This is a genomic window from Alishewanella maricola (assembly GCF_016343785.1).
Classification (GTDB): Bacteria; Pseudomonadota; Gammaproteobacteria; order Enterobacterales; family Alteromonadaceae; genus Alishewanella; species Alishewanella maricola.
In genome coordinates this window covers 704,073-716,660 of sequence record NZ_JAEINI020000001.1, presented here as the reverse complement: position 1 = coordinate 716,660, position 12,588 = coordinate 704,073, and the positions used below count along the sequence as shown (strand labels likewise).

The window sequence follows — 12,588 nt, the reverse complement described above, 5'->3', positions numbered from 1 at the left end:
TCTGTGAAGAGGAAATTATAGAACTGTATAAGCTCCGATCACAAAATTTAGATTTTGAGACCAACCCAAACCAATGTTGTGAATAAAATGAAATCAATTAAAATAAATCAAGCTGCTGAAAAGCAGCTTTTTTTTTGCCCAAATTTTGTCTAGACTAATTTATAAATAAGTACATATATAAGCTTGATCATAAGCTCACTTAAAGCTGGATTTTTTACTAAAAGCTCACTTTAAACTGGATTTTAAAAACAACACTATTTGGATCTGAAAAATAAACCCTTATAAAACAAAGCATTAAAAACAATCTCAGGTTCAGTTTCTGTGGATCTCACACTAGTGTGTGAGATCCAAGCTCACTGAGCCGCTGTCCAAATGCGTGAGCTTGTTACAGCTAGCGGCTTGTAGCGGGGTTTGTAGTTTATAGTGGATGTTTATATCCAGATTAATAAATGAGGTTTATTTAAAACAGCCTGTCTTTTGTTTGTATGGTTGGAAGAACTCGTTTTAAGTTAACATTGGAACTTATTATCTGGCAGTAAAAATCTCCCTAAGTTAGCACCCGTTTCTTCTGAGCATCACCATCCGTTGTAATCTCTGCTAACCACAACTTCTAAATTCACGCACCAGTAATGACAATCACTCTTATGCTCTCAGTTTCGACAATTCAAGCAATGCGTCGTCGAATTTTAGTTGCTCTATAGCCTGAAAAAGTGCGCTGGTCTGCATGAGAAGTTGCTCATGTCCAACAAACTTCTCCTTTAACTGCCTAGCTAAGGGCAACGCTTTTAAGTTACTTTCTTCCAGGTATGGCTTAAGTGGCGACAGCATATTTATGATGTCATCCTTGCTGTAGGTTGTAGGGGTTAGCACGACCTCAGCCTTTAGCTCGTCTTGTTGTGCTAATAATTGATGAATATCAGACAACTCACGCTGTGCAATAAAATCGATGCGTTCTGTAAGCCCTGAATAAAAAGTATTAAGAGACGATGTAGGTTGGTCAAGTTGTTGTTTGCACTGAATTTCAAGCTGGCAAATCGTTTGATAGAGAGTTGATAGGCCAATAGTACCGGTAGTTCCTTTCATGGAATGCAGTAGCGCCAAAATCTCTTGATGGTCATTTTGCTCAATTTTTTCCTGAAGACTGACCAATTGACTGGCAAAGTTAGCTTCAAACACTTGAATTAAACGACGATAAAATGCCTCTTTGCCGCCAAAAGGTTTCAGAAGTGTCGCAAGGTCTTTTTGCTGAAACTGCAGCGGTTGCAGAGCAATGTCTTCGGCGGGGTTGCCCGACGAGCTCTCTGTGTTATCGGCTAATATGGGCAAATCAGAGTCTTTATTCCTCGTTTTGTCAGTGAAAAATAAGATAGTGTCAATGACTTTATCTAAATCAAAGGGTTTGGCTAAATGTCCGTTCATACCGGCCTTGATACAATCTTCCTGATCTGACGCATATACATTCGCTGTCATGGCAATGATGGGTAGTGTAGTAAAACGTCCGTCAGCACGAATTCGCCGCGTGGCCTCTAGCCCATCCACCACTGGCATTTGCACATCCATCAATACTACATCGTAACTGGTGCCCCCTTGGGTTACGGCTTCCACACCTTCCTGCCCGCCGACCGCAACATCTATCACTGCACCTTCATTTTCCAACAACTCAGAAGCCACTATACGGTTAAACTCTTGGTCTTCTACTAATAATAAATGCAGCCCCTGCAAAGGCGATGTACTTTGCTTTGGCTGCACTCGCAACGAAGGAGCTAGCGTTTCGCCAGACAAGGAACGTTCCAGCAGCACGCCAAGTTGCACAGAGGTAACAGGCTTGGTCAAAAAGGCCGCGTATGGAACAACGCCTGTCGTTTGAGCCTTGATAATTTCGTCGCGGCCAAATGCACTGACCATAATCACTACAGGCAAGGAACTTGCGCCAGATTTTGCTCTAATACACTGCGCCACTTCCAAGCCGTTCATACCTGGCATACGGTAATCCATCAACACCGCATGCAGCCGTTGTTTTGTGTTAACACATTGCTCAACACAGGCCAACGCTTCTTCACCAGAGCGCGCCACTAAAACATGGGCACCCAGCTGCGTCACCGTTTTTTGTAGTATTTCTAACGCCGATTCATTGTCATCGACAATTAACACTGTGGTATCAGGACCAATAGCGATAGAGCGTGCAACATACACGTCCTCGTCCACGGTGGTAGTAACCCCAAACTCCACGTCAAACCAAAAGCAGCTGCCTTGGCCTGGCGTGCTTTGCAATTGCAGCTCCCCGCCCATCAACTCAATAATACGTTTACTAATCACCAGTCCAAGGCCTGTGCCACCATACTGACGGGTTGTTGAAGCTTCTGCCTGAGTAAAACCTTCAAAAATACGTTTTTGTTGTGATGGACTAATACCTATGCCCGTATCCCGCACACTAAAACGTATCCGTGTTTTCTTGTTGTTAATCTGCAATTGAGTGAGTTGAATAATAACTTCACCATCTGCGGTAAATTTAATAGCATTGCTGGCAAGGTTGATCAATATCTGCTGTAACCTCAACCTATCGCCTTCAATAGTGGTGGGTAAGTTGCGGTCAATATCAAACAGCAGCTCAACATTTTTCTTCCCTAAACTGGGGGATAACACCACGGCGAGTTCTTGCAGCAAGGCTTCGGTGCTAAATGGATGCTGCTCCAACTCAAGTTTACCCGCCTCAATCTTGGAGTAATCAAGAATGTCGTTAATTAAATTCAGCAGCGATTTGGCGGCGATTTGCGCTTTACTGGTGTAGTCATCTTGCTGCATCGAGAGTTCAGTGGACTGCATCAGCTGTAACATGCCAAGCACTGCATTCATTGGGGTTCTGATTTCGTGGCTCATATTAGCAAGAAATTCTGATTTTGCCTTGCTGGCCGCTTCTGCTTGTTTTTTAGCGTCTTTGAATTGCCATAAAGCTTCTTTTTCTTTGGTAATGTCCCAATTAGTCCCAATCATTCTAAGCGGATTACCCTCTTGGTCTCTTACCACTGTAGCAATTGCTCTAATATTTCTGATGTCCCCGTTTGGATGTTGGACTCGAAACTCTGTGTTAAACTCTTTTTCGCCCTTAATCGCTAATTCAATTTCTGTATTACCCCTTTCTCTATCAGCTTCATATACGCCGTTATACCAAGCTTCATAGGCATTAGAAAATTGGTCTCCTGTTACGCCATATAAAGCAAACATTTGTTCATCCCATGTCAGAACATTCTTTACAACATCCCAATCCCAAACGCCTACTCCGCCTGCTTTTGTAGCCAAACTTAGGCGTAGCTCACTATCTTTGAGTGCTCGCTCAGATTTAATTTGTTCAGTAATATTGGTATGTGTACCTACTACTCTGCTTGCTTCTCCTTGTTCATTTCGCTCGACCACTTTTGCTTTATTCAGTATCCACAAATAGTCGCCTGCTTTATTTCTAAATCGGTATTCGTGGCTAAATGTATCGCCATTTTCAGGCGTCTGGGTGACTTTATTAATTGCCGCAAAAACCCATTCAGCATCATCAGGGTGTAATCTATCAGACCATTCACTTGCTAAGGAGGCAAGCTCGCCCACCTTATAACCTAGCATTTCTACCCATGCCTTCGAAAAAACGGTGATGCCATTTGCAGGCGTCCAATCCCAAATCCCATCACCCGACGCGTCCAAAGCATAATTTAACCGTTTAATTAGTGACTCTTTTTCCAATTCAAGTTTCTTTTTCTCAGTGATATCTTGCGCAACGCCCCTCAAACCAGTGATATTTTTCTGGTTATCAAATACCGCTTCCCCACGCGCCCACATCCATCCATGGCTTCCATCGTTGCGAATGGTTGTAAGCTCTAATTCATAGGGAATGCCTTGCTCTTTGGCAATGGCTATAGAAGATGTTAAAACATCCCAGCTTTCTGGCGTGAACATCTTCATCTGTTCAGTGTAAATTGGCGGTGCTACTGAAGGGTCGAAGCCATACATTTTGTAAAGCTCTTCTGTCCACAGCACCTCATTGGTTTTTAAATCCAGCTCCCAGCTACCTACTTTAGAAACATTTAGGGCGTTTCGAAGTTGGTTAGTCTTCATCTGAAGCAATAATTCGTTGTTTTTAACATCTGTAATGTCTTGATGGGCCCCTAACATTCTTGTCGGTTTGCCTTGATTGTCCCTTATTGCCAATCCACGGCATCTAATCCATACTGTCGAGCCGTTTTTGTGAGTATATCGAACCGTTTGATCGTAAGGATGATCTGGGTTTTCGGAGTGTTTGATAAAGTTTTCTGTGGCAAGTTTTAAATCTTCAGGATCGATAATATCTTGCCAAGCCGATGCTTTGTGCGGCATTTCTCGGTAGTCGTACCCTAAAACCGCCCAAAATTTAGGATCCATCCATTCTTCTTCAGGACGTTCCAAATCCCAATACCATAAACCATCCAGAGAAGACTCTTGAATAAAATCAAAAATTGACTCGTCGGTTTTGATAAGTTCATAAAGCTCTTCTTTCAGGTAGTGGGTACTTTTCATTTTGAACTACTCTCTTCATTCATTAACAGCACATCGTTCTGCATTAGAAGCGTGAAGCTTGCTGAATATAGTCACATATGGCCTTAAATGGCATGGGGCGACAGTAATGATAACCCTGCATCAGGTGGCAACCTTTAGCCAGTAATGCCTGAGCCTGATCCACGGTCTCTACGCCTTCGGCTATTAACTTTAACCCAAGAGAACGCCCTAAATTGATAATGGCCTCAACAATGGCTGCATCGCTGGCGTCAGTCAGCATATCGCGCACAAAACTCTGATCAATTTTTAATACATCAATAGGAAAGCGCTTTAAATACGACAAACTGGAATATCCGGTGCCAAAATCATCAATGGAAATCTGCAAACCTAATGCTTTTAGTTCCGCCAGCACGGCGCGCGACTCTTCACTATTTTTTGCCAGCACCCCTTCGGTGATTTCAAATTCAATCCCCTCTGGTTTTACATTATGTTGCAGTAATGCGGCATGGACCGACTCAAGAAAGGTGGGTTGTTTAAACTGGACGACGGAGATGTTGATACTTACCACTAGCTCTATGCCACTCTGCTGCCAATGATGAACATGTTCGAAAACCTGCTGCATGACCATCTGGCCTATGGGGACTATCAGACCATTTTCTTCAGCAAAGGGGATAAATACTGCGGGCGATATAAACTCCCCTTTCCTGTCTTTAAGCCTAAGCAAGGCCTCTAATCCTATAACGGTATTTGTTCGTGCATCCACTTTGGCCTGATAAAAAACCTCAAACATCTGATGCTCCAAAGCATGATGCATATATTGTTCAAGTTGATGGCGCTCTTGCACTTGCGCCTCTAGTTCAGTAGAAAAAAATTGCCATCTATTACGGCCACTTTGTTTTGCCTGATACATGGCGGAGTCCGCATGTCGGTACATGTCTTCCATGTCGTTGGAATCGTCCGGGAATAAACTTATCCCAATACTCGACGATAGCACATAGCTCTGCTGGTTTACCCAGATGGCTTCAGATATCACTTCCATTAAGCGACTAGCGTACTGTGCAACCTGCTCTGCACTATTGAACTCCGGCAGCAAGACGATAAACTCATCACCTCCGTGCCTGCTAACCGTATCAATGGTGCGGGAATAATGTTTTAAACGCTTTGCAATAGATTGCAGCAACGCATCCCCCACAGAATGGCCTACAGAGTCATTAATTATCTTAAAATGGTCAATGTCGACGACTAACATCGCGACTTTTTCTTTTTTCCTGACCGCGTTAAAAATCGCGCTCTCGACCCTGTCTTGCAGTAACATTCGATTTGGTAAGTTCGTTAACGCATCATGATTGGCTAAATGCGACATTTTTAATGCCATAGCACGAGCTTCGCTGACATCATGAAATACCATGATAGCGCCTTTGACTATGCCTTCCTGATTACGAATAGGTGCAGCGGAATCTTCGACTTCAAAATACTGCCCGTCGCGACGGCGCAACGATGAGTTAAGTGCCATACCGACTACACGTTTTTCCTCTAAGGCCAGATAGATTGGGTTTTTTAATGGATACTTCATACTGGAATCAGTAAGAGGCATCACCTCTTCGATAGGCCTGCCTTGTACTTCTGATTGATACCAACCCGTAAGCGATTCAGCGATAGGGTTCATATAGCTGACCCGACCCTCGATATCGGTGGCGATCACCGCATCACCAATAGAATTTAAGGTCACTTGGAGCTGCTCTTTTTCATCATGAAGCGCATTCTGAGTGGCTTTTAACTCAGAGATGTCGTTAAGTAGCAGTACAACACCATTAAACTGGTTATCGATAAGGGTAGGAACTAAAGCTGCATATACTGACATCTCGGTGCCATCAGCCACGGCTAAGTTAAACTCAACAGTGGCGGTATGTCCTTCGGTTGCCTGTTTGATATGCGGTGCAAGTAAGTCGCTATTCTCTTTGCCGATGACTTCATTCAACGACAAACCCAACATGTTTTCTGCCGTTAGGCCAAACCACCTACCATTGGTGTCGTTTGAAAAAATATTATTAAAACTCGCGTCCCAATAGCCCACAAAAGCGGGTAAATGATGAATGATGCTGTGTAATGTACTGCGGGTTAGCGCAAGTTGACGACTTTCTCTTCGCAGCGCTAAATGGGTTTTGACACGAGCTTGGGCAATAGCTGTATTAATGGGTTTATGCAAAAAGTCAATGCCACCAAACTCGAGAGCCTTTAGCTCATTTTCCATTTCATGATGAGCGGTGACAAAAATAACAGGAATAGATTGGTATAAAGGATCAGATTTTATGGCCTTACAGACAGCATAACCATTCATCCCCGGCATTTCTACGTCCAACAGAATCAGGTCTGGTTGCGAACTTTTGATTTTGGCTAAAGCGTCCTGACCATTTGTTGCAAAAATAATCTCCGCCAAAGGCGCGGTGGCTTCATAAAGAATGTGAATATTCTCTGGTTGGTCATCAACAATTAGAATCAAATCCCTTTTATCCGGCGTCATTTCCATACACATCTCCGCAACTGCAGCGTCACACAATTTTAGACAAAAAGAGTAAAGCACCGTTAATTTTTTAGCATAAGAAAACTTTAATATCTAGTATGTCACTCTTTAATCAATCTCAAATAGCATAGCCACTTAGCGATCAGTGTATACCCACAGGATGTTCACAATTTAATCCGATAACGCAGGTCGGTCCAGACTATTTCAGCCATTTTGACATTTTGTCTTTCGCATCTACATGGCTGATGACTTCACCATTAGCGAAAACGCGCTCACCACGAGTGGTAACTTCTAGGATTGGGATACGATTTTGCTTACAACGCATAATCGTCTACATCAGTAATATAAGCGGACGCTTTCCCATATTCAGTAATCATTACTGGCTCTTTTGTATATCGTGCAGCACGGCAAGGAACTTTGTTGCTTGACGCTTTAGTGATGTCGCGAGTTTTACTTGCATCTTAGAGTGAGAGGCTCCAAAGAAACACTAAAGTGTTACTATTCTCTCACTGTCAACATGACAAGCTGAAAGCGGCAGCACCTTGATTAAGCAAACACCTTTTATCGGTATGCAAAGGCTTGGAGCTTGTCTGAAAACTTGCGCCCCATAGCTTGCGGGGTTTCGATAAGTCTACTGTCAGTCTTTGGTCTTTTTACTCTTTTTCAGCACTTCCTGCCGTTCCCGCTCATACTCTTCGTAAGTGAGAGGGATACTCCGCATACACTCATCATATTGACTGACCGGTAATTGCTGACATTGCTGCTTTTTATTAAGCTGCAAATTCTGATAGATCGCTTTATTACTGCAACCAGCGAGCGTAAACAGCAATAGCAGTGAAGTGAGTCGTGTTATAGATTGCTGCATTGGCTTTACTACCTTCCTTTTTTAAACGAGCTAAACTCACCGTTATTGTCTCAGTTGATAACCTGACTAAAACAATTTTCAATTCAAATTAAGCTTACTGCTGAACGCTAAATTAGCAATCGTTTTTAATGTCGATCTTCAACCGAAACTAGCGTTAAGGTTAAAAGAAATTAAAATAACACCAAATTACATCTGCCTAAACCGCCTTGCACAAGCCACAGCCAGCAACACGGACATTAACAACAACGCACCAAGATGAATGAACCAGCTAAACCCTAGATCCTGCGAAATGACTTTTAAACCCAACTGCGACAAATGAAAACTGGGCCATAACCAAGCAAGCTGTTGTAGCCAATCAGGAAATAGAAATAGCGGCAGCCACAACCCCGATAAAAACGCCATGGGCAAATAAATAAGGTTAACCACACCCGGTGCAGCCTTATCAGACAGGCTTAAACCTAATAATAGCCCCAGCAAGGCAAAAGGCAGCGTGCCTACGAATATCGTTATCGCTAATAACAGCCATTGCCCGTCACTTAACACCACGTCGCCAAGCCCAGCACCTGTGCTAAATAACAACGCTAAAATCACCACAGAAAATACCAAACTAGTACTTAGCTTACCCAACAAATAGGCACTAAACGGCATAGGTGATAATTGCTTTAGCGTTAGCCAGCCGTGGGCGCGATCGCTGGCGATCCCGGCAGCAAAATTAAACATGGCCGGGCCCATAATACCGAAGCAGCTGTAGGTCACTAGCAGGTAATCTGCCCCGCCGCCACTTCGAAAAAACACACCAAAAAACAAGTAAAACATCAATGGAAAGGCCAGTGCCGGCAACACAAAAGCCGGTGTACGCAAAATACTGAGTAAATCGTAACGGGCTTCTTTGTAATACAAGGTTAAACTGCTCATAGCGCCTCCTGTGTATGGGTGAGTTGTAAAAAGGCTTGCTCTAAAGCCACGGGTTTTATTTCTAAATCACCAACACTGGCATCAGCTTGTAACAACGCCAGCACAGTGCGCTCAACCGCCCGGCTAACAATACAAAAACGTTCATGCTGCTGCTCCAGCTTCTGTACACCTGGCAGAGCTAACAGCTGCGCTTTGGTTAAGCTGCTTTTGCAAAAAATCTGTTTGCCACTGATTTGCGCGGTAAGTTGTGCTGGACTACCGAGTGCAATGATCTTACCGTGCTGCAACACGGCTATACGATCAGCTAAGTGCTCGGCCTCTTCTAAATAATGCGTGGTTAAAACCACGGCTACGCCTGCGGCTTTTAGTGAAGCAATGTGCTGCCACAGTGCACGCCTGGCTTCTACATCCATGCCTAAAGTAGGCTCGTCCAAAAACAGTAAATCGGGTTTACCCGCCAGCGCCAGCGCGAACAGCAAGCGCTGCTTTTGCCCACCTGATAAACGGCTAAAACGCTGATTCGCCTGTTCGGTTAAGCCGGCGATAGTTAACAACTCAGTCACGGTTTTACTGTTCGTGTAATAACTGCTGAATAAGTCACATTGTTCGGCCACCGTTAGGTTGGCGCTGGCCGAACCAATTTGCATCATTACACCTAGCCGCTGCTTCACCGAAGCCTCGCGGGTATTGGATTGTTGCAGCTCGCTAAATAAGCTAATACTGCCACTGTCGGTGCGAAGTAACCCTAAAATGGCAGCAATAAGGGTGGTTTTACCCGCACCGTTTGGCCCTAAAATGGCTAATACTTCACCTGCTGCTACCTCAAGACTTACCCCTTGCAAAGCATGGGTTCGCCCATAGCGTTTATAAAGATGATTAACCTGCAACACGGGCTGAGAAGCTAACGTCATAAAACCTCCTACTGCGCCGCTAAAAATTGCTGAATTTGCTGATTAAGCCACACCGGCGCATCCGCCATGACAAAATGCTTAGATTCGTAAGCAAAAGCAAAGCGGTGAAATTGCGTTGGTGCATTTGCTAACTGTGCTTGATAATTTGCTTTTACTTGCTCGGCAGTACTATAGGGCGCCCCATTTTGCAGTGCTCCGATAGTCAGAACGGGCACCTTAATATTGACTAGCTGTGGCCGCAAATCGGCCTGCATGAGCTCGGCAAATACCCGACCAGAGGTTTGCCCATCTGAACGAAACATGTCTTTAACAATACGCTGCTGCCAATCCTGGCTTGTAGCCATACTTTTTGCCATTGCCATTGGGTCAAAACCACCGCGAGCTGGCGGGGTATTGTCATTAGCCGCCTGATTATTACTACTGGCGGCGAACATTGCGCCCAATGCCGGTAAACCATCGACATTTACCACGCCACCAATTTGCGCGGGCTTACTCGCTGCTAACGCCAACGCTAAATAGCCGCCTAAGGAATGACCAATAACAATAGGTTTATTAAGTTGTTGCTCGCTGATATAGCGCAAAATAGCCTGCTGCTGAAGCGCAAGGTAACCTTCACCCCACTGCTGCATGGGTATGGGTTTTACCCCAGCAAAGCCGGCTAAAGTCAAAATGTGCAGCTGATAATCGGCCTTAAGTGCCTCTACCGTGCTTTGCCAAACCTCGCCAGATGACGCCAGCCCTGGGATTAAAATAATCGCTGGTCCCTGCCCAATCACCTTTACCTCAAAACAAGCGCACGCTTGCTGCGCCTTAGCCGGCAGCGTGTTGGGTGTGACAGCTTGCTCTGCTTGAATAGGTAAGCTGAGCAAACTGCCAGCCAAACCTAAAGCCAGAACCCAATGACAGAGCGTGGTGTTTAATGGTTTCATCGTGTGTACCTCATCAATTATTAGATGTGCGTTGTTGATGAGGTCAGTGTAGAAGATGGCAACAAACTGCACAGGTAACGCTTGTCAGCAATAACGTGTGACAAATGCCATCGCGTAATATGACCTTTGTCACTGGCGTTGCATACCGCTTCCTGATTACACTGAACAATCAGAATAATGAGGAGAGGCCAATGGCACTTGATGATAAGCTAGAGAGTAAACTTAGCTGGATTTACCTGATTAATCTGGTGTTTTATATCATCCCGCTTTTTACGGTACGCTTTGCCGTATGGCAATACCTTAGTATGGCACTGGCGTTGCTGCTGTTTTTAGCTTGTTATTTTGCTGCCTACCGCTGCAAACGGCAGCAATTACACTGGCCAATAACCGGTATAGTACTCATTGCGAGCCTGATTACCCCTATTAACGCCGGCTCCATTGCCATGTTTGCTTATGCTGGCTTTTTTATTGGTTATGCCTACGCGTTAAAACCTTATCTGCTGCTAATGAGTATGTTGGTAGCGCTTTTGGTGGTGTTGGATATCAGCTTAGGCATTGCATGGCCGCTATTTTTGATTATGGGTGTGCCCATCGTGTTGGCGGTAAGCCTACTTGGCCGCGCCGAACAAGCCAAACTGCGGCACCGCCTGGCCGAACATAAAAGTGAAGACGAAATTAAACAACTTGCTGCCATGGTCGAGCGTGAACGAATTGGTCGTGATTTACACGACATTCTTGGTCACACCTTATCTAGTATTGTTTTAAAAGCCGATTTAGCCGAAAAGTTACTATCGCATCAAAAAACGGCTGAAGCGCAGCAACATCTCATGGAGTTAAGCCAGATCGCCCGCGATGCCTTAAGCCAGGTTAGGCAAAGCGTGTCAGGGTATCAGCATCAGGGCTTAGCCGCAGAAGTCACTAAATTATTGGCACGCCTGCGCGATGCAGGCTGTAAAGCCGAACTGGTTGGCACGATCCCGGTGCTGGATAAACGACATGAAACCACCATGCTACTGGCCTTAACTGAGCTAGTGACCAATGTCATGCGCCACAGTAAAGCCGATCGCTGTCAGATCAGCTTTAGCCAGCAATCTGATTGCCTTAAAGTAGAAGTGACAGACAACGGCACAGCCAGCAATCTTAAGGAAGGCAATGGCTTACAGGGGCTACGTCAGCGTTTAGCCGCGGTGGGCGCCAGCTTACTTTTGAAACAACACGAGGGCGTAACGGCTTTAATTGAGCTACCGCTTAGGAAGAACAACGTATGAATATTTTACTGGCTGAAGATCAGGCCATGGTACGCACGGCATTGGCCACCTTGCTGCAACTGGAAGCTGACTATTCGGTAACCGAAGCTGCTGACGGCAATACCGCGCTGGCACTCTTAAAAAAACAAAGGTTTGATTTGCTGTTAAGCGATATAGAAATGCCAGGTCATACCGGAATTGAACTAGCGCAATATGTTCAACAACAAAAATTAGCCACCAAAGTCGTGATTATTACCACCTTTGGCCGTGCTGGCTATGTGAAGCGCGCTATTGACGCAGGCGTGGGTGGTTTTTTATTGAAAGACGCGCCGGTCGCAGAATTGGTCAGCGCTATATCGCAAGTGATGGCAGGCAAACGGGTCATAGACAGTGAATTGTTGTTAAACTCGTTAGGCGATCAAGATCCGTTGAGCGAAAAAGAGCGCCAAGCTTTGCGCTTAGCGACTGAGGGGCTAAGCACCAGTGAGATTGCCGCAGCATTGTATATCGCCGAAGGCACTGCCCGTAATTACTTATCTGAAGCCATTAGTAAACTGAACGCCAGTAACCGTATTGACGCAGCGCGCATTGCGCGACATAAAGGGTGGTTGTAATAAGGTTATCACGCAAAACTTACAGGCGGGATGCAGTTTGGCGCGCTAATGACAACAAAACTCAAAAGGTC

The 12,588-nt window shown here is 44.9% G+C and carries 8 protein-coding genes and 1 pseudogene; 2 read left to right on the top strand and 7 right to left on the bottom strand.

What is annotated here, in order from left to right:
- Positions 1 to 642: 642 nt before the first annotated feature.
- The 7 genes and pseudogenes from JAO78_RS03470 to JAO78_RS03440 all read right to left on the bottom strand — a co-directional run bounded on the left by JAO78_RS03470 (position 643) and on the right by JAO78_RS03440 (position 10,656).
- Positions 643 to 4,536, bottom strand: coding sequence for a PAS domain-containing hybrid sensor histidine kinase/response regulator (locus JAO78_RS03470; RefSeq protein WP_226749945.1), 3,894 nt, complete (start codon positions 4,534 to 4,536; stop codon positions 643 to 645).
- A gap of 43 nt (positions 4,537 to 4,579) precedes the next feature.
- Complete coding sequence (locus tag JAO78_RS03465; protein WP_226749944.1) at positions 4,580 to 7,042, bottom strand: EAL domain-containing protein; 2,463 nt, start codon at positions 7,040 to 7,042, stop codon at positions 4,580 to 4,582.
- Positions 7,043 to 7,235: 193 nt separating this feature from the next.
- Positions 7,236 to 7,496 (bottom strand): annotated as a pseudogene (locus tag JAO78_RS03460) (type II toxin-antitoxin system Phd/YefM family antitoxin).
- Positions 7,497 to 7,673: 177 nt separating this feature from the next.
- Positions 7,674 to 7,901, bottom strand: a complete 228-nt coding sequence (locus JAO78_RS03455) for a hypothetical protein (protein ID WP_226749943.1) — start codon at positions 7,899 to 7,901, stop codon at positions 7,674 to 7,676.
- A gap of 186 nt (positions 7,902 to 8,087) precedes the next feature.
- Complete coding sequence (locus JAO78_RS03450; protein WP_226749942.1) at positions 8,088 to 8,816, bottom strand: ABC transporter permease; 729 nt, start codon at positions 8,814 to 8,816, stop codon at positions 8,088 to 8,090.
- Entirely contained in the window at positions 8,813 to 9,727 is a 915-nt protein-coding gene (locus JAO78_RS03445; protein ID WP_226749941.1) for an ABC transporter ATP-binding protein, read from the bottom strand. Before JAO78_RS03445 ends, JAO78_RS03450 begins: the two co-directional genes overlap by 4 nt.
- 8 nt (positions 9,728 to 9,735) lie before the next feature.
- The gene (locus JAO78_RS03440) at positions 9,736 to 10,656 is read right to left on the bottom strand and encodes an alpha/beta fold hydrolase (RefSeq protein WP_226749940.1); all 921 of its coding nucleotides are present in this window, start codon (positions 10,654 to 10,656) and stop codon (positions 9,736 to 9,738) included.
- A gap of 191 nt (positions 10,657 to 10,847) precedes the next feature.
- On the opposite strand from JAO78_RS03440, the gene JAO78_RS03435 reads away from it, so the two are divergent.
- On the top strand, positions 10,848 to 11,924 hold the full coding sequence (locus tag JAO78_RS03435) for a sensor histidine kinase (protein WP_226749939.1): 1,077 nt from the start codon (positions 10,848 to 10,850) through the stop codon (positions 11,922 to 11,924).
- Positions 11,921 to 12,517 carry a response regulator transcription factor gene (locus tag JAO78_RS03430; RefSeq protein WP_226749938.1) on the top strand — a complete coding sequence of 199 codons (597 nt, stop codon included), beginning with the start codon at positions 11,921 to 11,923 and terminating at the stop codon, positions 12,515 to 12,517. The genes JAO78_RS03435 and JAO78_RS03430 overlap by 4 nt, the downstream gene beginning before the upstream one ends.
- Positions 12,518 to 12,588: the final 71 nt, after the last annotated feature.

Coding starts and splice junctions, on each gene's coding strand:
- JAO78_RS03470 (WP_226749945.1), bottom strand. CDS start 4,536: ATGAAAAGTACCCACTACCTGAAAGAAGAGCTTTATGAACTTATCAAA.
- JAO78_RS03465 (WP_226749944.1), bottom strand. CDS start 7,042: ATGGAAATGACGCCGGATAAAAGGGATTTGATTCTAATTGTTGATGAC.
- JAO78_RS03455 (WP_226749943.1), bottom strand. CDS start 7,901: ATGCAGCAATCTATAACACGACTCACTTCACTGCTATTGCTGTTTACG.
- JAO78_RS03450 (WP_226749942.1), bottom strand. CDS start 8,816: ATGAGCAGTTTAACCTTGTATTACAAAGAAGCCCGTTACGATTTACTC.
- JAO78_RS03445 (WP_226749941.1), bottom strand. CDS start 9,727: ATGACGTTAGCTTCTCAGCCCGTGTTGCAGGTTAATCATCTTTATAAA.
- JAO78_RS03440 (WP_226749940.1), bottom strand. CDS start 10,656: ATGAAACCATTAAACACCACGCTCTGTCATTGGGTTCTGGCTTTAGGT.
- JAO78_RS03435 (WP_226749939.1), top strand. CDS start 10,848: ATGGCACTTGATGATAAGCTAGAGAGTAAACTTAGCTGGATTTACCTG.
- JAO78_RS03430 (WP_226749938.1), top strand. CDS start 11,921: ATGAATATTTTACTGGCTGAAGATCAGGCCATGGTACGCACGGCATTG.